The sequence below is a fragment of the Pseudomonas sp. Pseusp16 genome (assembly GCF_047324915.1).
GTDB classification, from domain to species: Bacteria; Pseudomonadota; Gammaproteobacteria; order Pseudomonadales; family Pseudomonadaceae; genus Aquipseudomonas; species Aquipseudomonas fluorescens_CD.
Genome location: NZ_CP168522.1, coordinates 3,426,878 through 3,449,701, shown reverse-complemented (window position 1 = coordinate 3,449,701; position 22,824 = coordinate 3,426,878). Strand labels below are relative to the sequence as shown.

Here is a 22,824-nt window from a genome sequence, read left to right as displayed (position 1 = left end):
CGGTCGGGCGCGCAGGCGCCCGATTGTCTTGCCCCTTCAGTATTTATCGTCTTTTTTGCGGTAACAAAGGGCTCGCTTTTCAGGGCGGGCTCGCGCCGCCTGTGAGCCCGCCGTGAATTCACTCCCGCTTGTCAGCCTGGTCATTCCTGCCTTCAATCCGCGCTTCTTCGGTCGTGCCTTGCACACGGCTGTGAGTCAGAGCTACGGCAATCTGGAGATCATCGTTTGCGATGACAGTCGCGGTCATGAGATCGAAGAGATCGTGGCTTCGGCGGTTGAGCAGGGCGCGGCCGTACGGTATGTGCGAAATCCGCGAACCCTGGGGCTGGTGGGCAACTTGCAAGCCTGCCTGGAGCAGGCGCAAGGCGAGTACATCAAGTTTCTTTGTGACGATGACCAGTTGTTCTCGGCCTGCATCGAGCGTCAGGCCCAGGCGCTGATCGACTGCCCCGACGTCAATCTGGTCGTGGCCCAGCGGCTGCTCTGGGATGCCGACGACATGCCGCTGCCTTCGCGCCTGGAAAACACCCCGCTTTCCCCGGTGGGCGGGGTGTTCAAGGGCGAGGACCTGCTGGCGATCTTCGAAAACTTCCCGGTCAACATCCTCGGCGGCTTCAGCAACGCGATGTTCCGTCGGGCGGACGTGCTCGAACTGTTCCCGGCACTGACTCAGCCCGGCCATTGCTTCGTCGCGACCCTCGATTTCGCCTTGTACGTCTGCCTGATGCGGCGCGGAAATCTGGCGGTGTCCAATCACGTGCTCGGCGTCGAGCGCCTGTACCCGGAGCGTTTGAGCGGCCAGCAGGCGATGAAGGACGCGGCCGAAACCGAGCGGCAATGGCTGTCGCAGATGCTCAAGGCCCGTGGCGGCGAATCTGCGCCGGCGCAGGGTTGGGTGCGTTATGTGCCATTGACCAAAGTGGACGAGTCACCGCGGGTTTGGGAGGAATTGCCGCTGAGCCGGACCCTGGGGACAAAACAGACTACCCAGGACTGGCATGTCGGCATCGCCAGTGTCAGTTTCGCGCAACTGTATGCCCAGTGGCTGGCGTGCCGCACGATCACCGACGGTCAGCGCGAGCTGCTGGCGGATACGCTCGAAGCCTGGCCGAGCAGACCCAAAATCGTTCCGGTCATCATCGATGAGCATGGCAGTCGTTCGTCGCTGGAGCTCACCCTGCAATCGCTGGCAGATCAGGATTACGCCCCTGAACTGACACTGGTGCTGTCCGCATCCTGTACGCAAGCCGGGCTGGACGAGCGTGTGTTCCGCTTGCCGTTGCAGGACGACTGGCAGCAGCAAATCAACACCCTGTTGCCGCAACTGGAAGGCGCTGGCTGGTTCTATCTGTTGCGTGCCGGTGATCGCCTGGTGGCGCCGGCCTTGCTGATCATGGCTGAACGAATTGCGCTGTCGCGCACGCTGACCTGCCTGTACAGCGACGAAGGCGGGCTGCATCAGGGGGAGTCGGCCGAGCCTGCATTCAAGCCGGACTTCAACCTGGACCTCATGCGCAGCTATCCCTACGTGGGGCGAGCGCTGGCATTCGAGCGCGAGCAGTTCCTGGCGCTGGGCGGATTCGATTCGGCATACGGTGAGCTGGCGCCACACGATATGTTGTGGCGCATGGTCGAGCTTAGCGGCACGCACGTGGTCGGACACGTTTCGGAGGTGCTGCTGGAGTCGGCGTTCGACCTGACCAAATGGCTGTCGCTGCCGGAAGTGGTGGACACCAATCCGCGGCTGCTTGAGGCGCACTTGCATCGCCTGGGTGTCGCCCACGACATTCGCCAGGGCAGTTCGCAACTGCTCAATCGGATCGACTATCACCATGCCGAGCGGCCGCTGGTGTCGATCGTTATCGTCAGTAAAGATCAGACCCTGGCGTTGCAACGTTGTGTCGAGAGCCTGCTGGAGAAAACGGCCTACGGCGAATACGAGTTGCTGTTGGTGGACAACGGCAGCGAGAGCGTCGAGGCGCTTGACTGGTTCGCCGGCATGGCGCAACTGGGCAGCGACCGGATCCGGGTGTTGCGCAGTGAATTGCAAGGCAATGCGGCGGCGGTGCGCAATTTCGCCGTGCGGCAGGCGGCTGGCGATTACGTCCTGATGCTCAATCCTTACACGGTGATTACCCAGGCCGAATGGCTGGGTGAATTGCTCAACCATGCCCAACGTCCGGAAGTTGGCGTGGTGGGGGCCAAGTTGTTCAACCCCGATGGCCGCGTGCTGCATGCCGGCCTGATTCTCGGGTTGCAAGGGCCGGCCGGCGTGCCGTTCCATGGCGAGATGCTGCACGCGGCGGGCTACATGTACCGCTTGCAGGTCGCCCACGATTTCAGTGCTGTCGGCGGCGATTGCCTGATGGTGCGCAAGGCGGTCTTCGAAGCGGTCGGTGGCCTGGATGAGCAGGGCCTGGCACAGTCCCTCAACGAAGTGGACCTGTGTTTGCGCGTCGGCCAGGAAGGCTATCTGGTGGTCTGGACACCTCACGCGCAACTGGCGTTGGGCGCGCAACCGGCGGCGGTTGTGCATGAAGATGACCAGGTCCGCAGCGAACGGGAGCAGGAAGTTTTCTACAAACGCTGGCTGCCGATCGTGGCCCGTGATCCGGCCTACAACACCAACCTGGCGTTGCAGGGATTGGGCGGGGCAAGCTTCAGTCTGGAGCCTGGATTGCGCTCCGGTTGGAGCCCGTTTTCCAAGGCGCAATTGCCGAAGATTCTCGCGTTGCCGGTCAACGCGTCCGCCATCGGCCATTACCGGGTCACGCAACCGTTGATTGAGCTGGAGGCGGCCGGCAGGGCACAGGGGCGCATTCATTACAACCTGCCGACCATCATCGAAGTCGAGCGCCATTCGCCTGACGTGATCATCTTGCAGGGGCGCTATTCCGAAGGTCCGATCAACGAAATCCCGAGCCTGCAAAAATACTCCAGCGCACGACGCATCTATGAGCTGGATGACTTCGTGATCAACGTTCCGCACCGCAATGCGCACATCCGCAACATGCCGGGCAAGGACGAAATGGAGAAGCTGGTCCGGCGCGCCATCGGCATGTGCGATCGCGTGGTGGTCTCCACCGAGCCGCTGGGCAATGCGCTGTCGGACATGCATCACGACATTCGCGTGGTGCCCAACATGTTGGCGTCGCACTTGTGGACCGACCTGCGCGGCCAGCGCCGCACCTCGAAGAAGCCTCGGGTCGGCTGGGGCGGCGGCACCAGCCACCACGGTGACCTGGCGGTCATCGCCGATGTGGTCCGCGAATTGGCCAATGAAGTCGACTGGGTATTCTTCGGCATGTGCCCGGACGATTTGCGCCCGTACATGCACGAGTTTCATGGGGTGATCGGGCTGGATGTGTACCCGGCCAAGCTGGCCAGCCTGAACCTGGATCTGGCATTGGCTCCGTTGGAGTTCCACATCTTCAACGATTGCAAGAGCAATCTGCGGCTGCTGGAGTATGGCGCTTGCGGTTACCCGGTGATCTGCACCGACACCGAGGCCTATCGCGGCTACCTGCCGTGCACCCGGGTCAAGACCAACTCCACGGATGAGTGGCTGCAGGCGATCCGCATGCACCTGGCCGATCCGGACGCCAGCTATCGCATGGGCGATGAGTTGCGCGAGATCGTGCTGCGCGACTACGTGCTGCGCGGCGACAATTTGCGCTACTGGGAAAATGGCTGGCTGGCGGACTGACAGTTCACGCATCCATCCTGACCAGGCAGGCGACGTTGAGTCGCCTGCCTTTTTTTGGGTCCTTCACAGTTAACGCAATACTTGTAGGAGCCGGCTTGCCGGCGATGGACTCAAGTGCCCCGCGTTTAACCAGTCCATACGCGTTATCGTTAACGACCTTCGCCAGCAAGCTGGCTCCTACAGGTCTGTGTTCCCCCGGGATTTATTGAGGAGCCATTTGCCCGCAAGACCCTGGCGCAGTACGCCGCAGACCTCTCTTCGTATCGCCAGGCACTGAACTGAAAGAGCTGGCGCGTTTCCTGCAAGTCCCCCTTATATCGCCATAAAACGAGCACTTCCGGTGAGTCCGGACGTGCCCTGAACGGCGGCAGGTTTAACCCGGATGGCCCGCAAAAGCTTGATACAGCTTGGCTGAGCCCTGTGACGAACGAGAGGGAAAGGGATGAAGGCAGTTATTTTGGCGGGTGGCCTGGGTACGCGGATCAGCGAGGAGTCGCACCTCAAGCCCAAGCCGATGATCGAGGTCGGTGGCAAGCCAATTCTCTGGCACATCATGAAACAGTACTCCGCTCATGGAATCCACGATTTCGTGATCTGCCTTGGCTACAAGGGCTATGCGATCAAGGACTTCTTCGCCAACTATTTCCTGCACACCTCCGATGTCACGTTCGACATGCGCAACAACCGCATGGATGTTCACCAGAACTACAGCGAGCCATGGCGCGTCACGCTGATCGACACCGGCGAAGAGACCATGACCGGCGGCCGGTTGCGCCGTGCCCGCCGCTACCTCGAAGACGAACAGGCGTTCTGCTTCACCTATGGCGACGGCGTGTCGGACCTCAACATCGGTGCGTTGGTTGATTTCCATCTCAAGCACGAAAAACTGGCGACCGTCACCGCGGTACAACCACCCGGTCGCTACGGCGCGCTCAATCGCGATGGCGACAAGGTCCTGGGTTTCACCGAAAAACCTCGCGGCGACGGTGGCTGGATCAATGGCGGGTTCTTCGTCCTCTCGCCCAAGGTCCTGCCGTTGATCGAAGGCGACGACACCTCGTGGGAGTCCGGCCCGCTGGATGGCCTGGCCGAGCGCGGCGAACTCATGGCGTTCCAGCACGACGGTTTCTGGCAGCCGATGGACACCCTGCGTGACAAGAACCACCTCGAGGCGTTGTGGCAGAGCGGGGAGGCCCCATGGAAACAATGGGACTGAGCACGCAATTCTGGCGCGGCAAGCGGGTGCTGGTCACCGGGCACACAGGGTTCAAGGGCAGCTGGCTGACGTTGTGGCTGCAAAGCCTGGGCGCCGAGGTCAGCGGGTTTTCCCTTGATCCGTCCACCGAGCCGAGCCTGTTCGAACTGGCCCGCGTTCACGAAGGCATCAATGATCAGCGCGGTGACCTGCGTGACCTGGGGGCCTTGCTGGAACTGATTGCCGAGACCCAGCCGGAAATCGTCCTGCACCTGGCGGCCCAGCCGCTGGTGCGCGAAGGTTACCGCGACCCGTTGGGCACCTATTCCAGCAACGTCATGGGCACCCTCAATCTGCTCGAAGCGATCCGTCAGGTGGGTGGCGTGCGCGCCTGCGTGCTGGTCACCACCGACAAGGTCTACGCCAATCAGGAATGGCTGTGGCCATACCGCGAAAACGAAGCGTTGGGCGGTCACGATCCCTACAGCAGCAGCAAGGCTTGTTGCGAATTGCTCGCGCAATCCTATGCCGCCTCGTTCTTTGCGCCTGAAAAGCACGCCGAGCACGGTCTGGCGTTGGCCACGGCGCGCGCCGGCAACGTGCTCGGAGGCGGCGATTTCGCCCCGGAGCGGTTGATTCCCGACGTGCTGCGGGCGTGGTCGGCGGATGAGCCCGTGACCTTGCGCTATCCGCAGGCGGTGCGCCCATGGCAACACGCGCTGGAACCGCTGGCCGGCTATCTGCAACTGGCTGCCGGCCTGTTTGAGCAAGGCCCGGAATTCGCCGGGGCGTGGAATTTCGGTCCCGGTGAAGCGGACATGTGCAGCGTCGGTGAAGTGGTCGAACTGCTCGCCAGCCGCTGGCCGCAGGCACGCGGGCTGCGCATCGAACCGAGCGATATGCATGAGGCCGGCCTGTTGCGCCTGGACAGCAGCCGCGCCCGTCAATTGCTCGGCTGGCAACCGCGCTGGTCGTTGCAGCAGTGCCTGACCCAGACCCTGAATTGGCATCTGGCGTGGCAGAACGGCGATGACATGCGCGCCATCAGCCTGGCGCAATTGAACCTGTACCGAGGCGCACTGTGAGTGAATTTTTGTTGAAGGCGTTGCCGTTGAACGGTTTGTTCAGCGTGCAGCACAAACGCTTCGAGGACCAGCGCGGACACTTTTCCCGGTTATTTTGCGAAGGCAGCCTCAGTGCGTTTGGCCAGGCGTTTCATATCCACCAGATCAATCACTCCTGCACCCGCGAACGCGGTAGCGTGCGTGGCCTGCATTACCAGAATGCCTGTGCGCCGGAAGCCAAATTGATCACTTGCCTGCGGGGTGAAGTCTGGGATGTCGCGGTGGATTTGCGTCCCGACTCCGAGACCTTCCTGCACTGGCACGCCGAACACCTGCGTGCCGGCGATGGCCGCAGCCTGTTGATTCCGGCCGGGTTCGCCCATGGCTTCCAGACCCTGAGTGCCGACGCCGAGCTGCTTTACCTGCACAGCAACGACTACATGCCGGAACACGAGGGCGGGTTGTCGGTGCTCGATCCTCGGCTGGCGATTGCCTGGCCGCTGCCTGTCAATAATCTGTCGGTGCGCGATGCCAGCCATCCAGCGCTCGATGAACACTTCGCCGGAGTGCGTCTATGAACTGCCGTGGTTGCGCCGCTGCGCTGACCCTGCCGCTGATCGACCTGGGCACCTCGCCGCCGTCCAACGCCTACGTGCGTGTCGACCAGCTGGAGCAGGTCGAACAATGGGTGCCGTTGAAGGTTGCCGTGTGCCAGCAATGCTGGCTGGTGCAAACCGAGGATTACACCAGCGCCGACAGCCTGTTCGATGCCGAGTACGCCTATTTCAGTTCGTTCTCCAGCACCTGGCTGGCCCATGCCGAGCGTTATGTGGCCGAGATGGTGGAGCGCTTCGGCCTGACTGCCGACAGTCGCGTGGTGGAAGTCGCGGCCAACGACGGTTACCTGCTGCAGTACGTGGCCAGGCGCGGCATCCCTTGCCTGGGCGTCGAGCCGACTCGCAGCACCGCGCAAGCGGCGCGGGAAAAGGGCCTGGAGATTCGTGAGCTGTTTTTCGGTCGCGATACCGCCGCGCAGTTGAAAAGCGAAGGCTGGGGCGCCGACCTGATGGCCGCCAACAACGTGTTGGCCCACGTCCCGGATATCAACGATTTCCTTGGCGGTTTCGCGACGTTGCTCAAACCGACGGGCGTGGCGACTTTCGAGTTCCCGCAGTTGCTGACCCTGATGGCCGGCCAGCAGTTCGACACGCTGTACCACGAACACTATTCCTACCTGTCGCTGACTGCTGTGCAGACGTTGTGCGAGCGCAATGGCCTGCAAGTGTTCGACGTCAGCCAACTCTCGACCCATGGTGGTTCGCTGCGGGTGTTCGTGCAGCGACTGGACGGCGAGCGTCGCGAAATGCAGCCGGCGGTTCAGCAACAGCTACAGGCCGAACTTGCTGCCGGTGTGAAAACCCCTGAGTACTACGCGACCCTGGCGCCCGCCGCCGAGCGCATCAAGCATGACCTGCTGCGCTTCCTGTTGCAGGCCAAGGCCGACGGCAAGCGCGTGGTCGGTTATGGCGCCGCGGCCAAGGGCAACACCTTGCTCAACTACGCCGGTGTCAAAGCGGACCTGCTGGCCTGGGTCGCCGATGCCAACCCGCACAAGCAAGGCAAATACCTGCCCGGTAGCCGCATTCCGATCGTGTCGCCAGCACAGATCGACATCGAAAAACCGGACTACGTGCTGGTGCTGCCGTGGAACCTGCTGGATGAGATCACCCAGGCCTTTGCCGGCATTCGTGCATGGGACGGTCGTTTTGTCATTGCCATTCCCGAGTTGATCATTCGATGAGCCGAATTCATTACACCAAACCCAGTGTCGGTGAGCTGGAAGCTGACTATGTACTCGATGCCGTGCGCCATGGTTGGGGAGAGCGCTGCTACGAGTACCTGACGCGGTTCGAAAAGTCCTTTGCCGGGCACGTGGGAGCGACGTACGCGATTGCAACGTCCAGTTGCACCGGCGCGCTGCATATGGGGATGGCGGCGCTGGGCATCGGTGTCGGCGATGAGGTGATCCTCGCCGATACCAACTGGATCGCTTCGGCCGCGCCCATCACCTATCTGGGTGCGACGCCAGTGTTCGTCGACGTGCTGGCAGACAGTTGGTGCCTTGACCCACAGCAGGTTCGACGGGCGATTACCCCAAGGACCAAAGCGATTCTGGCGGTGCACCTCTACGGCAATCTCTGCGACATGGATGCGTTGCTGGCCATCGGTCGCGAGTTTGGCCTGCCGGTCATCGAAGACGCTGCCGAGGCAATTGGCTCGCAGTGGCGCGGTCAAGCGGCCGGTTCGCTGGGCGCGTTCGGCGCGTTTTCCTTTCACGGCACCAAGACCATGACCACCGGTGAAGGCGGCATCTTCGTGACGTCGGACAAGGCCCTGTATGACCGTGTACTGACCCTGTCCAACCATGGTCGGGTGGCGGGCAGCAGCAAACAGTTCTGGCCGGATTTCCTCGGTTTCAAATACAAGATGAGCAACCTGCAAGCCGCCGTCGGTTGCGCGCAGGTTGAGCGGATCGATGAGCTCATCCAGCGCAAGCGAGCGATCTTCGCTCACTATGCCGATGCCCTGGCTTCCTTGCCGGGCCTGTCCATGAACCCCGAGCCGGACCATTCGCGTAACGGTTACTGGATGCCCACCGTCGTCTTTGACCGCGAACTGGGGATTACCCGGGACATGTTGATCGCCGCTTTCCAGGCCGCCGATATCGATGCGCGGGTGTTCTTCTGGCCGCTGTCGTCCTTGCCGATGTTCAGCGAACTGACGGCCGACTCGCCCGTGGCGCATTCGCTGCCGGAGCGCGCGATCAATCTGCCGAGCTACCACGACATGACCGATGACGATCAGCGCCGGGTCATCGAGGTGCTGCGCGCGCTGGTACTCAAAAGGACCCGGCTATGAAGGTTTACCTGCTGGGGGCGGCCAATCCTGAAGCGGTCCGGATGATCCTCACCCTGCAACGCAGCCAGCCGGACGTGCAGTTCGCCTTTCTCGATAACGATCCGGCGAAGCAAGGCACGCTGTTTTATGGCGTGCCGGTGGTAGGTGGCACCGACAAGGTGCCCGAGCTGAAAGGGCCCGACACACGCTTTGTCAATTTGATCACCGGCTCCACGGCGCTGCGTTACCGGACCACCTGCGAGATCGTCGAGGCCGGTGGCACCCTGGGCAACTTCATCCACCCGGGCATCGATCTGACGATGATCACGATGGGCGTCGGCACGTATCTGCAAGAGGGTGTGATCATGCAGGCGCAAGTCAGCCTGGGCGATAACACCAGTATCAGCGCTGGCAGCGTGGTGGGGCATGAGGGGCAGATCGGTCATTCCGTGTTCATGGCGCCGGGTGTCTGCATTGCCGGTTGTGTCGAGATCGGGGACGGCACCTTCATCGGCACCAACGCCACGATCCTGCCGCGATTGCGCATCGGCCGTTGGGTCACCATCGGTGCGGGCGCCGTGGTAACCAGGGACGTTCCAGACTATGCGGTTGTGGTGGGAAGTCCCGCCAGGACCATCAAGACCAATCCTGCTTCCTTTCAAGACGGTCGGGTTTTCAAGTAACCCCCGCGACCAATTTCCGGAGAGTCTGTAATGAATCCTCATGAGCAGTTTCGTGAAGAAGTAAAAGAGAACATCGAAGGCCTGCAACAGGACAAAGCGTTGCAAGCCACGTCGCTGGACTGGGTTGGCACGACCGCCAGGCACAAGTACACCTACAACTTCAGCTGGATGGGCCGCCCGATCATTCAGTTCCCCCAGGACATGGTCGCCATGCAGGAGATCATCTGGGCACTGCGGCCGGACATCATCGTCGAGACCGGCATCGCCCACGGCGGCTCGCTGGTGTTTTACGCCTCGATGCTGGAACTGATCGGCCATGGCGAAGTGCTGGGCGTCGACATCGATATCCGCCAGCACAACCGTGAGGCAATCGAAGCGCACCCGATGAGCAAGCGGATCCAGATGATCCAGGGTTCGAGCATCGATCCTGCAATCGTCGATCAGGTCCGCCAGCGCGTCGAAGGCAAGAAAGTGCTGGTGGTCCTGGACTCCAACCACACCCACGAACACGTGCTGGAAGAGCTGCGGGCCTATGCTCCGATGACCTCGGTGGGCAGCTACTGCGTGGTGATGGATACCGTGGTTGAAGACATGCCGGAAGATGCCTTCCCGGACCGCCCGTGGGGCAAGGGCGACAACCCGAAGACCGCGGTATGGGCTTACCTGGAAGAAAACCGTGATTTTGAAATTGACCAGGCCATTCACAGCAAGCTGCTGATCACCGTCGCGCCGGACGGCTATCTGCGCCGCGTGCGGTAATCGACAAGACATCGTTGGGTTTTTTCGGCGATTCGCCGTTGTGGGGAAATGTATGCAAGGCAAGACTAATTCTGAACACGGGTTGGCACTCAACGAACAGTTGACCGTGGTGCTGATGTCTCACGAGCGGCCGGCATTTTTACGTCGGGCAGCACGTTTCTACAGCGGCTTGCCTTGCAGGATTCTGGTGCTGGATTCTTCGACTGAAGGTCAGCCGGGCCTGGCCGGGCAGTACGAGAATGTGGATTACCAGCATGTCCCGCAGTTTGGCTACTGGGGGGTTCGCGCCAAGCTGGCTCATGGCGTGGAACAAGTGACCACACCGTTCATGGTGTTCGCCGCCGACGATGACTTCCATGTGCACGACGCCCTGCGCGCAGCCGTGGCATTCATGCAGGACAATCCCGATTACGGCCTGTGCCACGGTTACAGCATGATGTACCTGTCGCAACCCAACAGCGTCAGCTACTTCCGGCGTGACAAGAAGGTCTGCGAAGACTATTGCTCCGAGCACGCCGAGGAGCGTGTGCTCGACTACATGCACCAGTACCTCCCGCCTTTCTATGCCGTACAGCGCACCGACCTGGTACGTGACTGGTATCAGGTCATGCCTCAGGATACGTCCTTCCAATGGCAGGAAATCGGTCACACCTATTACATGCTGGCGCGGGGCAAGGCGCGGATTCTGCCAATCCCGTATGTCGTGCGTGAGATGAACTACGGGTATTCGGATCACAACACCGAGATCTTCCACACGCTGGCTCATACCGATGCCAGGACGGTCGCCGAGCGTGAAACCTTTGCCGCCTTCCTCTTCGGGCTGCCGACTCAAGTTCAAGGCGAGGACCCGGAGCAAGGCAAGCAGTTCGCGCTGCAAAGCTTTGAAGCCTTGGCCGACAGCTTGCGCACCGGTCGCGCACTGACCACCGAACTGATTATCGAGTCCGCCTGGACGAGCGTCGAGAAAGGCCCTGTGCGCCGTTTCGGCCCCAAGCAATACGTCGAGATGCCGTTCTACAACCAGGCATTTTTCGATGAGTTGACCCAGTTCGAGTTCCTGTTGCACGCCATGCCGGCCGGTCGCGTTCAGTTGCAAGGCCTGGAAGGTATCTGGACCCGTCAACAGAGCCTGATGCTGGCGCATAACAATGACACGCCGGAAAGTGTGGTCGACCGTTTGTGGCAAGCCCACGACAGCAACGTGTTCAACCGCGTGGTGGTCAAGCGCCTGGCGGCACAGCTGGAGCTGCTGGGCGAAGACGAAGAGGCGCAGCCCCTGCGTGACTGGGCTGCACGTCTGGAGGCGGTGTCGGTCGAGGGCAATGGCGCGACGTTCGACAAGATGCTGTCCGGTCGTTTGCTCAAGTGGCTTGCACCGCGTCAGCCCGATGCACATGAGGCTGAGTCGATCGCCCGGCACCTGGCGGCCAATGACGGTGGCCCACAGTTCGGGATCTTCCTGCTGGACCTGGATAACGATATCGACAAGCTGCAAGTCTCTCTCGACAGCCTGCTCGAAGGTCACAGCAAGGCGTTCAGGATTGTGGTCTTCACCACCGGTGAAGCACCGGCGGCGACCACGGCGCAGAACACCCTGCACTTTGTCCGGGTCACGCAAAGCAACTATGTCGATAAACTGAACCAGAGTGCTCGTCAGTCGACCTGCGATTGGTTGCTGCTGGCTGAAGCCGGTGACGAATTCACCGCCGGTGGCCTGTTGCGCGCCAGCCTCGAGCTGCTGTCTGCTGCGGATTGCCGCGCCGTTGCTACCGACGAAATCCAGCGCACCCCGGAAGGCGCACTGGTGGACGTGTTCCGTCCGGGCTTCAATCTTGATTTGCTGCAAAGCCTGCCGGCCCTGATGGCGCGTCACTGGCTGATCCGTCGGGAAGTGTTCATTGAAGTCGGCGGTTACCAGCCTGACTTCAGCAAGGCCCTGGAATTCGACTTGCTGCTGCGCATCATCGAGCAGGGTGGCCTCAACGGACTGGCCCACCTGGACGAGCCGCTGGTGATTGCCAGGGCGCCGGTACTGGAAGAAAACGCCGATGAGCGCCTGGCGTTGTTGCGCCACCTGGGCAATCGTGGCTACAAGGCCAAGATCACTTCGACGGTGCCAGGTACCTGGCAGATCGATTACCGCCACACCGAACGCCCGCTGGTGTCGATCATCGTGCCGGCCGGGGATAATCTTTCGGCCCTGCAACAGTGCCTGCAAGCCGTGTTGCTGCGTACCCGCTACATCCAGTACGAAGTGCTGATCGCGCTCAACCCGAATCAGTCGGCCGAGGTCAACGATTGGCTGGGCACCTACCAGCATCCGAAAGTCAGCGTGCTGCGTGCCGAGCAGACCCTGAGCGACGCGGCGTTGTACAACGCGGCCAGCCTGCAGGCGCAGGGCGAGTATCTGGTGCTGTTGGCTGCCGACAGTGAAGTGGTCAACCCGAACTGGCTTGAGTCGTTGCTCAATCACGCCCAGCGTCCGGAAGTCGGTGTGGTCGGTCCCAAGTTGATCGACCGCGACGGCAAGGTTACCCAGGCCGGCCTGATTCTGGGCATGAACGGTGGTGTGGGGTCAGCCTTTGTCGGTGAAAAACGCGACGCCGAAGGTTACCTGCACCGGTTGGCGCTGGAGCAGAACTACTCGGCGGTATCGAAGGTGTGCCTGATGGTGCGCAAAGCGTTGTTCGACGACCTGGACGGTCTGGACAGCGTGACCTTCGCCGATGGCTTGAGCGATGTCGATCTGTGCCTCAGGGCCGGTCAGGCCGGTTACCTCACCGTGTGGACGCCGCTGGTGCAGGTCATTCATTCGGGTGAAGTGCCACAGGTGCCGCAGGCCCTCGATGCGCTGCGTGACAAGTGGGCGCCAGCCTTTGCGCAGGATCAGGCCTATAACGCCAATCTGGCCTTGAGCGGCAAAGGTTTTGCCCTGGGCGAAAGTGCTTCGGTGAACTGGGCGCAGTTGCTCGGGTAGGCCCGGCGAACAGGTATAAGGATTCAAGGCATGTTCAACGGAAAATCGATTTTCATCTCAGGCGGCACCGCTTCGTTCGGGCGTCATTTCGTCCGTCGCTTGCCGGACAAGCGCGCCCATGCCTGGTTACCAGCATGATTCCATACGCTCGGCAAAGCCTTGATCAGGCGGACATCGACGCCGTGGTCGGTGTATTGCAGTCTGACTGGCTGACCCAGGGACCGACCATCGAGCGCTTTGAGCGAGCGATGGCCGAACGCTGCGAGGCAGACTTTGCCGTGGCGGTGTGCAATGCCACGGCGGCCCTGCACATCGCTTGCCTGGCGGCGGGGCTCGGCCCGGGCGACTGGCTGTGGACGACGCCGAACACCTTTCTCGCCTCGGCAAACTGTGGTCGCTATTGCGGTGCCGAGGTGGATTTTGTCGATATCGACCCGCTGACCTGGAACCTCGACGCCGCTGCGTTGGCCGTCAAGCTGGAGCGCGCCGAGCGTGAAGGCAGGCTGCCGAAAGTGCTCGTGGCCGTGGCGTTCTCGGGGCAGAGCTGCGACATGCGCAGGATTGCCATGCTGGCCAGGCGATACGGTATTACCGTGATCGAAGACGCGGCCCATGCCGCCGGTGCGTCCTACGCCGGGCGCCCGGTGGGTTGCGGCGAGTTTGCCGCGATGACCGTGTTCAGTTTTCATCCGGTGAAGATCATCACCAGTGCCGAGGGTGGCATGGTGATGACCAACAGCCCGGAGCTCGCCGAGCGTTTGCAGCGCTTGCGCAGCCACGGCATGACCCGGGATCCGCAGCAGATGACCGGATCCAGCCACGGCCCCTGGTACTATGAGCAGGTTGAGCTGGGTTTCAATTACCGCATCACCGACCTGCAAGCGGCCCTTGGTTTGTCGCAGTTGAACAAACTGGATGAGTTCATCGAGCGTCGGCGTGAACTGGCGGCGCGTTATGAGCGCTTGCTGGCGTATCTGCCGCTGACCCTGCCCGGTGCGCAGCCTGAGGCCGAGTCGTCATGGCATCTGTACGTGGTGCGCCTGCAACTCGATCAGATCAGTCTCACTCATCGTGAGGTGTTCGAGGGATTGCGAGCTGCCGGGATCGGGGTGAACCTGCATTACATTCCCGTGCATTTGCAGCCTTACTATCGTGATCTCGGGTTTGCCGAAGGTGATTTTCCGCAGGCCGAACGTTACTACGCCGAAGCCATCAGCCTGCCGTTGTACCCGTTGCTCAGTGATGAGGAACAGGACTATGTGGTCGAGCAGATGCGGCAGTTGATCGAAATAATCCAGCCATTGCGGCGTGTGGGAAATGTGTGATGCGTGAACTGACCGAGCAGGAAACTTTCTGGCAGGGCGAATTCGGCAACCAGTACGTTGATCGCAATGTCGGACAGCCGCTGGTGGCCGCGAACCTGGCGTTGTTTGCCAAGGCGTTGACGCGGGTCGGGCGTATCGACAGCCTGGTGGAACTGGGCACCAATGCCGGCAACAACCTGCAGGCACTGCGTCAGCTGTTGCCCCGTTGCGAGTTGTTCGGCGTGGAAATCAATGCCAGTGCCTGTGCCGCTGCCCAGGCGTTGGGTATTGCACACATCTGGCAGGGTTCGCTGTTCGATTTTCCTCGCGAGCGCACCTTCGACCTGACGCTGAGCAAAGGCGTGCTGATTCATCTGGCACCGGAGTTGTTGCCGGCCGCTTACGCGCAACTGTATGAGCTGAGCCAGCGCTACATACTGATCGCCGAGTACTACAACCCGGCGCCGGTCGAGGTCCCGTATCGCGGCAACAGCGGCAAGTTGTTCAAACGCGACTTCGCCGGTGAAATGCTTGATCGATATGACGACCTGCAACTGCTCGATTACGGTTTTGGCTACCACCGCGATCCGCAATTCCCGGTGGATGACATCACCTGGTTTGTCCTGGAAAAACGCCGTTGAACAACGTCGCCATCATCCCGGCCCGGGGTGGCAGCAAACGCATACCCCGCAAGAACCTCAAGCCGTTCGCCGGTGTGCCGATGATTGCCCGCTCGATTCAGGTCGCCCTCGAGTCCGGGCTGTTTTCCCGGGTGGTGGTCAGTACCGACGACGAGGAAATCGCCGGGCTGGCGCGGGAGTGCGGTGCTCAGGTGCCCTTCATGCGCCCGGCGGCACTGGCCGACGACTTCACGGGTACCGCAGCGGTGATCGCCCATGCCCTGCAAGCCTTGCGCGAACAAGGCGACGAGTTTGCCCGCGCCTGCTGCATTTACGCGACCGCGCCGTTGTTGCAATCGCGATTTCTTGTCCAGGGGTTGAGCCTGCTGGAGCAGCATCCCGACAAGTCTTTCGCATTCTCGGTGTGCGACTTTGGTTTCCCGGTTCAGCGAGCCCTGACCCTTGATGATCAGGGCGCATTGACGGCACTGTATCCGCAGTATCGTGATACCCGCTCCCAGGATCTGTCGATCGCCTATCAGGACGCCGGGCAGTTCTACTGGGGCCGCAGCGATGCCTGGTTGCGTGGCGAGGTGCTTTATTCTCCGTACAGCCTGCCGGTCATCCTGCCACGTCATCTGGTGCAGGACATCGACACACCGCAGGACTGGAAACGCGCGGAGTACCTGTATGCCGCGCTGAAAGCCGGAGGTGAACTGCAATGAGAGTACTGATTCGCTCTGACGCTTCGCCAACCATCGGCAGCGGCCACATCGCGCGCTGCCTGTGCCTGGCCCGCGTATTGCGCCGGCAGGGCAGTCATGTGGCGTTCGCCTGTCGCCTGTTACCGGGACATCGACTGCAGGCATTGCGGGCCGAAGGTTTCGAAACCTTCGAACTGCCCGAACGCTACAGTGATGAAGACCCGCAGCAAGCCATCGAATCCATGTTGCCATGGCAGGCAGACATTGCCGCGCTCGGGCCGTTGCTGGAACACCAGCCGGCGTTTGACTGGATCATTGTCGACCACTACGGCCTCGATCATCACTGGCAGACGGCCGCGCGGCGCTGGGCGCCACGGATCGCCGTGGTGGATGACCTCGCCACGCGGACCTACAGCGCCGATTTGCTGCTGAACCAGAATCTTTCGGGGACTCCAGAGGCTTATGCGTCGTTGCTGGCGCCAGGCTGCCGGACATTGTTCGGCCCCCGGTTTGCCATGTTGCGCGACGAGTTCCATTGCCCGGCCATCGAAATCAAGCCCCGGGCCCGGCGCATGCTGGTGAATTTCGGCGGGTTCGACGCTGCCATGCAGACCCATCATGCAATGCTGGCGCTGGCGGACTTTGCTGAACTGGAAGTCGATTTTGTCGCCGGTGCGGGTAATCCGGCCTGGGCACAGATGCAGGCGTTGGCGGCGAGTCGGCCGCACTGGCGCCTGCACAGTTTTGTCAGCGACTTTTATCGATTGATGACCGAAGCCGACCTGTTTGTCGGGGCGGGTGGCGGCACCAGTTGGGAGCGGGCGGCCATGGGGCTGCCGACGATTTGCATTGCCGTGTCGAACAACCAGCAGGCCAATGGCGAGGTAATGGCGGCGGCGGGCGCCCATGTGTTCATGGGGGCTCGCGAGCACGTCAGTGTCGAGCAACTGCGCCTGGCCATCGGCTTTGTCGCGGGTAACCAGGGTTTGCGCCAGAGCCTGGCACAGCGGTCGCGACAGCTTGTCGATGGCCGGGGTGCGCAGCGGGTGGCGGCGGCGCTGGCCGGCGCGGTGCTGAAGATGCGCCCGGCGACCCTGGAGGATGCGCAGTTGTTGTTCGACGGGCGCAACACCCTGGCGGTGCGCCGCTGGTCGCTGGAGACCGGCGTGATCGAATGGCCTGCGCATCAGAACTGGCTTATCGCGAGCCTGAGCAATCCCCGGCGGCTGTTGTTGATTGCCGAGGCTGATGACGGTCCGGTCGGTGTGCTGCGTTATGACGTGCGCGGCTTTAGCGCCGAAGTGTCGATTTATCTGTTCGAAGGCCGGTTCGGCCTGGGCTGGGGCAGGGCGCTGCTGGCCCGTGGAGAAGCCTTCGTGATGGCCCGTTGGCCAGAACTGGAGTCGCTCACCGCCCAGGTGTTGCCTGCTAACCAGCCGTCGCTGAACGTCTTTCGCGAAGCCGGTTTTACCCAGAATGCCTGCGCGTTCACGCGCGTATTGAAGGATCACGCAGATGACTAGCTTCAAGATCGGCGAGCGCCTGATCGGTGCCGATGCGCCGCCATTCATCATTGCCGAGATGAGCGGCAACCATAACCAGTCCCTGGACATGGCGCTGCAAATCGTCGAGGCCGCGGCCAGGGCCGGTGCCCATGCGCTGAAGCTGCAGACGTACACCGCGGACACCATGACCCTGGACCTGGCCGAAGGCGAGTTCTTCATCAAGGACCCCAAAAGCCCGTGGGCCGGTACTTCGCTGTACGCCTTGTATGAAAAGGCCCACACGCCCTGGGAATGGCACGCACCGATTTTCGCTCGCGCCAGGGAATTGGGCCTGCTGGCATTCTCCACGCCCTTCGATGAGAGCGCCGTGGATTTCCTCGAAAGCCACGACGTGCCTGCCTACAAGATCGCCAGTTTCGAAAACACCGACCTGCCGCTGATACGGCGGGTCGCCGCGACGGGCAAGCCGCTGATCATTTCCACCGGCATGGCCAGCATCGCCGAACTCGATGAAACCGTGCGCGCCGCCCGCGAGGCCGGGTGCAAGGACCTGGTGCTGCTCAAATGCACCAGCACCTATCCGGCATCACCGGCGAACAGCAACCTGAGGACGATTCCTCATCTGCGCGAGTTGTTTGATTGCCAGGTGGGGCTGTCCGATCACTCCATGGGCGTCGGTGTGTCCGTGGCGGCGGTGGCACTGGGGGCAACGGTGGTGGAAAAGCATTTCACCCTCGACCGTGCGGCCGGTGGTGTCGACGCCAGTTTCTCGCTGGAGCCCTCTGAACTGGCAAGCCTGGTGATTGAAACCGAACGCGCCTGGCAAGCCATGGGGCAAGTGCATTACGGCGTCACCGAGGCCGAACGGCAATCCCTGGTGTACCGTCGGTCGCTGTATGTCGCCCAGGACATGGAGGCCGGAGAGACCTTCGATGCGACGAATCTGAGAACCATCCGTCCGGGACTCGGGCTGGCGCCCAAGCATGCGCAAAGCCTCCTGGGACGCCGTGCCCGTCAGGCCATCAAGCGTGGAACAGCGCTGGACTGGTCGTTGGTCGAATAACCCCAAGCGGCGCTGATTCGGCAAAATGCGTGACCTGCGAGTCATAACGGGCATCTTCACTGTATTGTATTGACCGGGAAGATGGCGCCTGACCCTTTATCGGGTTCAGTGATAGTCCTTGACGCTTCCCTGCCGTCGCCCTGGGGTGACGGTAATCCAGGTTTGTCGGCGCCCCTCGATTGCTTGCGAGTGGTGGTATTGGGCTGTTTATTATTGGGAAGCCGTAATGATTGGCATAAAAAGCATTGCGAGCTACGTTCCTGTAGCCGGCGTGGACAATTACGCACAAGGTGCAAAATTCGAGAAGGATGAAGAATTCATCCTGGGCAAGATCGGTTCGGCTTTCCTGCCGCGCAAAGGCGTTGATCAGGAAACCTCCGATCTGTGCGTTGAAGCGGCCAATGCGCTGTTTGCCAGCAACCCTGATCTGAAGCGTGAATCCATCGATGCGTTGATTGTCGTCACCCAGAACGGTGACGAAGAAGGCCTGCCACATACCGCAGCCATCGTGCAGGACAAACTCGGCCTGCCGACCAGCGTCGCCGCGTTCGATATTTCCCTGGGCTGCTCCGGTTACGTCTACGGCATCTATGCGATCAAGGGCTTCATGGAGGCCGCTGGCCTGAAGAACGGCCTGCTGATCACTGCCGACCCGTATTCGAAGATCGTCGACCCGGAAGACCGTAACACCACCATGCTGTTCGGCGATGCCGCCACTGCGACCTGGATGGGTGAAAATCCGACCTGGGCACTGGGCAAGGCCAAGTTCGGCACCGATGGTTCCGGCGCTCCGCATTTGAAAGTCACTGACGGCGTGTTCTTCATGAACGGCCGCCAGGTCTTCAACTTCGCGCTGCTCAAGGTGCCGGCACATTTGCATGAGTTGCTGGGCGAGTCGCAACTGAGTGCTGACGACATCGATGCGTTCTGCATTCACCAGGGCAGCGCGGCGATTGTCGATGCGGTCGCGCGGCGCTTCGAAGAATGCCCGCAGAAGTTCATCAAGGACATGGTCGAGACCGGTAACACGGTGTCGTCGAGCATCCCATTGCTGCTGGAAAAGCATATTCTCGATTCCGAATGGAGGCGCGTTGCGCTCAGCGGTTTCGGAGTGGGGCTGTCATGGGGTTCGGCGATCATCTATCGCCCTTGAGTGAAAGTCTTTTAATAAAAAAGGCCGGTACAAAAAAGCGCTCAAGGGTTAACCTTGAGCGCTTTTTTGCTTGTAAGGAATGCGAGGTAGCATGAGCGAATGCTTTGAAGACAATGCTCAGGTTATCCAGCGGCGCTGGCCGTCGCTGTATGCGCGATTGGAAATGGAAGACCACCTGGCCATCGAGGTCGAACTGATCGAAGGGCGGGACTCGACGTTGTGTGTGGGTGGCATCCAGCTCACCAGCCGCCATGATCGATTGGGTGAGGCCCGTTTGCAGGCCGCCAGCCTGGCGCCAGACAAGCCAATACTGCACGTTTACGGCACCGGTTTCGGCGATTTGCCTTCGGTCTTGCTGGAGCGCGCGGGGCTTGAAAAGCTCTATGTCCATATTCTCAACGGCGCGCTTTTCGCACTGGTGTTGCAACTGATCGATCAACGCCAATGGCTGAGCGATCCGCGCGTGCAACTGCTGTATGCCGGCGATCTGTCGGACATCTGCACCCCGTTTTTTGCGTTGCCGGCGGAAATGCTGCTGGCGGATGACTTCAGTGCGAAGATTCGTGATCGCCTGGTCAGCGAAGTGCACCTGAGTTTCAACAATCGGGAATTCGACCCGCAATCTCCCGTGATTCAGCAACGCTTGCAGGACACCCTCGAAGTGCTGCTTGCCGATGATGATGTGGCACAGCTGTTTGGCACTTGTGCCGGGCGTGAAATCTATGTGATCGGCACAGGGCCCAGCCTTGAAGGCAACTTCGAGCGCCTGGCGGCCGTGCGCAATCAAACGCCGCGTCCCCTGTTCATCAGTGTGGATACCGCCTACAGGCCCCTTCGCGAGCACGGAATCAAACCTGACCTGGTGGTGAGCATCGATCAGCGCATCAGTGCGCTGCACTTGCCGGGCGAAGACTCCGAAGGCATTCCGCTGGTGTACTTGCCTTTGAGCGATCCACACATGCTGAAGGCCTGGAACGGCAAACGCTATGGCGGTTATTCCGCCAGCCCGATCTATGCCGCACTACGTGAGCAACACCCACGTGCGCAGCTCTACGTCAGCGGCAGCGTGATCCATCCGGCAGTTGATCTGGCAGTGAAGATGGGCGCGCAGCGCATCACGCTTTTCGGTGCGGATTTTTCCTTCCCGATGAACAGGACCCATACCGGTTGGAATGATGGTGACCTGGGTCCGCCAGTGAACCAGGCCCGTCACTGGGTGCACGATGGACATGGACAGAAGGTCAAGACGCAATTGAATTTCCGCAGTTACCTGTGCGAGCTCGAACGTTACATTGCCAGGCATCCCGAGGTGCAGTTCTTCAATAGCAGTCGGGCTGGGGCAATGATTGCCGGTACGCAATTCAATCAGGATTTCGTGCAATGAAGCCTCAAGTGAAAGGCATCCAAGAGTACCGGCAGTGCGCAGGACTGTTTCGCCTGGGGCGTGATGTCGAGGCGGCTTTGAACATGGTTGATCTGTTCGATGAGGCGCAGCGGCTGTTTGCACAGGCACCTCAGGATGTTCAGCAGGCCTGGGCCTTGATGCTCAGGCAAATGCTGGCCTGCCAGGAGTGCCAGGATTGGCTGGGGCTTGCCGATTTCATGGAATATGAGTTGATCGAATTGCTCGAAAACATGCCGGCCTGAGGGGCAGCAACAGCTTTGGCACGGGCGTTTGTGGGTTGGACAGTTTCATGGCGTCATTTTTTTGCGGTTGAGGGGCGCTAAGCCCTTGTTTTCTCGGGGGTGGCAGGGTGATGGCATTTTTTTTCAAAAAAGCCCTCAAGCAACCTGCCAACCCGACGATAACTATTACGAAGGTTCTCTAGGCCATACCCGGCGGTTGCCAGGGCCGGAAGCCGCAGTACCCAACCAACGAGGAATTCGTCATGGCTTTAACTGTAAACACCAACACCACGTCGCTGGGCGTTCAGAAAAACCTGAACCGTGCTACCGATGCACTTTCGACCTCGATGCAGCGCCTGTCTTCCGGCCTGAAAATCAACAGCGCCAAGGACGACGCCGCCGGCCTGCAGATCGCAACCCGCATGGCTGCACAGATCCGTGGTGGTACCCAGGCAATCCAGAACGCCAACGACGGTATCTCCGTTGCCCAGACCGCTGAAGGCGCGCTGCAAGCTTCGACCGACATTCTGCAGCGTATGCGTGAACTGGCTGTTAAAGCACGTAACGGTACCAACAGCACCGCTGACCAGACCGCTACCAACTCCGAATTCGCTCAGATGTCTGACGAAATCACTCGTATCTCCGCTTCCACCAACCTGAACGGCAAAAACCTGCTGGACGGTACGGCTGGTACCATGCAACTGCAAGTTGGCGCCAACACTGGCTCGGCCAACCGCATCGACCTGGTGCTGAGCTCCAAGTTCGACGCCGTTTCCCTGTCCGTAGGCAGCGGTACTGTTGTTCTGACCGGTGCGACTTCCGCTACCCTGTCTGCCAACATCGACAACGCGATCACCGCGATCGACGCTGCTCTGGCATCGATCAACGCCACCCGCGCAAACCTGGGTGCTTCGCAGAACCGTCTGACCAGCACCATCTCCAACCTGCAGAACATCGTGGAAAACACCACTGCTGCACAAGGCCGTGTACAAGACACCGACTTCGCCGCAGAAACCGCGAACCTGACCAAGCAGCAAACCCTGCAACAGGCTTCCACCTCGGTTCTGGCCCAGGCCAACCAACTGCCTTCCGCTGTACTGAAGCTGCTTCAGTAATTTCGGAATGAGTTTGAGCGGGGGAGTGTGCTTGTCACGCTCTCTCGCTTTTTACGTTAAGAGGTGATGGGCATGGAGATGAGCGTAAAGCTTGGCGTGTCTTATCCGGCTCCCCAGCCAGCGAGCAGCGTCTCGGATAAAGCACCGGAAAAGCCTGAAGCCGTCAGCGTGACTCCAGTGGCGGACAAGAAGCTGGATGCGGATGACACTCACCTGAAGCAGGCGGTGCAGCAGATCGAAAAATTTGTGCAGTCGATCAAGCGCAATCTGGAGTTCTCGATAGACGAGCAATCCGGAAAGGTCGTCGTCAAGGTGATTGCAAGCGAAACGGGTGAGGTCGTGCGACAGATCCCTTCCGCAGAGGCCCTCAAGCTGGCGGAAAGCCTGAGCAATGCGAGCCACGTATTGTTCGACGCTAAAGTTTGATAGCTGGCATGAATAGTGTCTGTAAG

Annotated in this window: 19 protein-coding genes; all 19 read left to right on the top strand. The window is 60.8% G+C overall.

Annotated elements, in window-relative coordinates:
• The first annotated feature begins 112 nt into the window (after positions 1-112).
• The 19 genes from ACEN8Q_RS15670 to ACEN8Q_RS15580 all read left to right on the top strand — a co-directional run bounded on the left by ACEN8Q_RS15670 (position 113) and on the right by ACEN8Q_RS15580 (position 22,798).
• On the top strand, positions 113-3,706 hold the full coding sequence (locus tag ACEN8Q_RS15670) for a glycosyltransferase (RefSeq protein WP_413705444.1): 3,594 nt from the start codon (positions 113-115) through the stop codon (positions 3,704-3,706).
• A 442-nt stretch (positions 3,707-4,148) separates the two neighbouring features.
• Positions 4,149-4,922 carry a glucose-1-phosphate cytidylyltransferase gene (gene rfbF / locus ACEN8Q_RS15665; RefSeq protein WP_413425107.1) on the top strand — a complete coding sequence of 258 codons (774 nt, stop codon included), beginning with the start codon at positions 4,149-4,151 and terminating at the stop codon, positions 4,920-4,922.
• Positions 4,904-5,986 (top strand): CDP-glucose 4,6-dehydratase, encoded by a 1,083-nt coding sequence (gene rfbG, locus ACEN8Q_RS15660; RefSeq protein ID WP_413705443.1) that lies wholly within the window; start codon positions 4,904-4,906, stop codon positions 5,984-5,986. The genes rfbF and rfbG overlap by 19 nt, the downstream gene beginning before the upstream one ends.
• The gene (locus ACEN8Q_RS15655; protein WP_413425111.1) at positions 5,983-6,543 is read left to right on the top strand and encodes a dTDP-4-dehydrorhamnose 3,5-epimerase family protein; all 561 of its coding nucleotides are present in this window, start codon (positions 5,983-5,985) and stop codon (positions 6,541-6,543) included. Before rfbG ends, ACEN8Q_RS15655 begins: the two co-directional genes overlap by 4 nt.
• Positions 6,540-7,766, top strand: coding sequence for a methyltransferase domain-containing protein (locus ACEN8Q_RS15650; RefSeq protein WP_413425113.1), 1,227 nt, complete (start codon positions 6,540-6,542; stop codon positions 7,764-7,766). Before ACEN8Q_RS15655 ends, ACEN8Q_RS15650 begins: the two co-directional genes overlap by 4 nt.
• Positions 7,763-8,884 carry a DegT/DnrJ/EryC1/StrS family aminotransferase gene (locus ACEN8Q_RS15645; protein ID WP_413425115.1) on the top strand — a complete coding sequence of 374 codons (1,122 nt, stop codon included), beginning with the start codon at positions 7,763-7,765 and terminating at the stop codon, positions 8,882-8,884. Before ACEN8Q_RS15650 ends, ACEN8Q_RS15645 begins: the two co-directional genes overlap by 4 nt.
• A complete protein-coding gene (locus tag ACEN8Q_RS15640) occupies positions 8,881-9,546 on the top strand; it encodes a NeuD/PglB/VioB family sugar acetyltransferase (protein WP_413425117.1) in 666 nt (221 codons plus the stop codon). Before ACEN8Q_RS15645 ends, ACEN8Q_RS15640 begins: the two co-directional genes overlap by 4 nt.
• A gap of 30 nt (positions 9,547-9,576) precedes the next feature.
• The gene (locus ACEN8Q_RS15635; RefSeq protein ID WP_015096269.1) at positions 9,577-10,305 is read left to right on the top strand and encodes a cephalosporin hydroxylase family protein; all 729 of its coding nucleotides are present in this window, start codon (positions 9,577-9,579) and stop codon (positions 10,303-10,305) included.
• A gap of 52 nt (positions 10,306-10,357) precedes the next feature.
• Complete coding sequence (locus ACEN8Q_RS15630) at positions 10,358-13,282, top strand: TIGR00180 family glycosyltransferase (RefSeq protein WP_413425119.1); 2,925 nt, start codon at positions 10,358-10,360, stop codon at positions 13,280-13,282.
• 134 nt (positions 13,283-13,416) lie between these two features.
• Entirely contained in the window at positions 13,417-14,607 is a 1,191-nt protein-coding gene (gene pseC / locus ACEN8Q_RS15625) for a UDP-4-amino-4,6-dideoxy-N-acetyl-beta-L-altrosamine transaminase (RefSeq protein WP_413425121.1), read from the top strand.
• The gene (locus tag ACEN8Q_RS15620) at positions 14,607-15,227 is read left to right on the top strand and encodes a pseudaminic acid biosynthesis-associated methylase (protein WP_111280481.1); all 621 of its coding nucleotides are present in this window, start codon (positions 14,607-14,609) and stop codon (positions 15,225-15,227) included. Before pseC ends, ACEN8Q_RS15620 begins: the two co-directional genes overlap by 1 nt.
• The gene (pseF, locus tag ACEN8Q_RS15615) at positions 15,224-15,931 is read left to right on the top strand and encodes a pseudaminic acid cytidylyltransferase (RefSeq protein ID WP_413425124.1); all 708 of its coding nucleotides are present in this window, start codon (positions 15,224-15,226) and stop codon (positions 15,929-15,931) included. The genes ACEN8Q_RS15620 and pseF overlap by 4 nt, the downstream gene beginning before the upstream one ends.
• The gene (pseG, locus tag ACEN8Q_RS15610; RefSeq protein ID WP_413705442.1) at positions 15,928-17,433 is read left to right on the top strand and encodes a UDP-2,4-diacetamido-2,4,6-trideoxy-beta-L-altropyranose hydrolase; all 1,506 of its coding nucleotides are present in this window, start codon (positions 15,928-15,930) and stop codon (positions 17,431-17,433) included. The genes pseF and pseG overlap by 4 nt, the downstream gene beginning before the upstream one ends.
• Complete coding sequence (gene pseI / locus ACEN8Q_RS15605; RefSeq protein ID WP_413705441.1) at positions 17,426-18,478, top strand: pseudaminic acid synthase; 1,053 nt, start codon at positions 17,426-17,428, stop codon at positions 18,476-18,478. The genes pseG and pseI overlap by 8 nt, the downstream gene beginning before the upstream one ends.
• Positions 18,479-18,704: 226 nt before the next feature.
• Positions 18,705-19,631 carry a ketoacyl-ACP synthase III gene (locus ACEN8Q_RS15600; protein ID WP_413425130.1) on the top strand — a complete coding sequence of 309 codons (927 nt, stop codon included), beginning with the start codon at positions 18,705-18,707 and terminating at the stop codon, positions 19,629-19,631.
• A gap of 91 nt (positions 19,632-19,722) precedes the next feature.
• On the top strand, positions 19,723-21,015 hold the full coding sequence (locus tag ACEN8Q_RS15595; protein WP_413425132.1) for a motility associated factor glycosyltransferase family protein: 1,293 nt from the start codon (positions 19,723-19,725) through the stop codon (positions 21,013-21,015).
• A complete protein-coding gene (locus ACEN8Q_RS15590) occupies positions 21,012-21,278 on the top strand; it encodes a hypothetical protein (RefSeq protein WP_413705440.1) in 267 nt (88 codons plus the stop codon). Before ACEN8Q_RS15595 ends, ACEN8Q_RS15590 begins: the two co-directional genes overlap by 4 nt.
• 242 nt (positions 21,279-21,520) lie before the next feature.
• Entirely contained in the window at positions 21,521-22,372 is an 852-nt protein-coding gene (locus ACEN8Q_RS15585) for a flagellin domain-containing protein (protein WP_111280493.1), read from the top strand.
• A 72-nt stretch (positions 22,373-22,444) separates the two neighbouring features.
• On the top strand, positions 22,445-22,798 hold the full coding sequence (locus tag ACEN8Q_RS15580; protein ID WP_413425136.1) for a flagellar protein FlaG: 354 nt from the start codon (positions 22,445-22,447) through the stop codon (positions 22,796-22,798).
• Positions 22,799-22,824: the final 26 nt, after the last annotated feature.

Coding starts and splice junctions, on each gene's coding strand:
- rfbF (WP_413425107.1), top strand. CDS start 4,149: ATGAAGGCAGTTATTTTGGCGGGTGGCCTGGGTACGCGGATCAGCGAG.
- rfbG (WP_413705443.1), top strand. CDS start 4,904: ATGGAAACAATGGGACTGAGCACGCAATTCTGGCGCGGCAAGCGGGTG.
- ACEN8Q_RS15650 (WP_413425113.1), top strand. CDS start 6,540: ATGAACTGCCGTGGTTGCGCCGCTGCGCTGACCCTGCCGCTGATCGAC.
- ACEN8Q_RS15645 (WP_413425115.1), top strand. CDS start 7,763: ATGAGCCGAATTCATTACACCAAACCCAGTGTCGGTGAGCTGGAAGCT.
- ACEN8Q_RS15640 (WP_413425117.1), top strand. CDS start 8,881: ATGAAGGTTTACCTGCTGGGGGCGGCCAATCCTGAAGCGGTCCGGATG.
- ACEN8Q_RS15635 (WP_015096269.1), top strand. CDS start 9,577: ATGAATCCTCATGAGCAGTTTCGTGAAGAAGTAAAAGAGAACATCGAA.
- ACEN8Q_RS15630 (WP_413425119.1), top strand. CDS start 10,358: ATGCAAGGCAAGACTAATTCTGAACACGGGTTGGCACTCAACGAACAG.
- pseC (WP_413425121.1), top strand. CDS start 13,417: ATGATTCCATACGCTCGGCAAAGCCTTGATCAGGCGGACATCGACGCC.
- ACEN8Q_RS15620 (WP_111280481.1), top strand. CDS start 14,607: ATGCGTGAACTGACCGAGCAGGAAACTTTCTGGCAGGGCGAATTCGGC.
- pseG (WP_413705442.1), top strand. CDS start 15,928: ATGAGAGTACTGATTCGCTCTGACGCTTCGCCAACCATCGGCAGCGGC.
- pseI (WP_413705441.1), top strand. CDS start 17,426: ATGACTAGCTTCAAGATCGGCGAGCGCCTGATCGGTGCCGATGCGCCG.
- ACEN8Q_RS15600 (WP_413425130.1), top strand. CDS start 18,705: ATGATTGGCATAAAAAGCATTGCGAGCTACGTTCCTGTAGCCGGCGTG.
- ACEN8Q_RS15595 (WP_413425132.1), top strand. CDS start 19,723: ATGAGCGAATGCTTTGAAGACAATGCTCAGGTTATCCAGCGGCGCTGG.
- ACEN8Q_RS15590 (WP_413705440.1), top strand. CDS start 21,012: ATGAAGCCTCAAGTGAAAGGCATCCAAGAGTACCGGCAGTGCGCAGGA.
- ACEN8Q_RS15585 (WP_111280493.1), top strand. CDS start 21,521: ATGGCTTTAACTGTAAACACCAACACCACGTCGCTGGGCGTTCAGAAA.
- ACEN8Q_RS15580 (WP_413425136.1), top strand. CDS start 22,445: ATGGAGATGAGCGTAAAGCTTGGCGTGTCTTATCCGGCTCCCCAGCCA.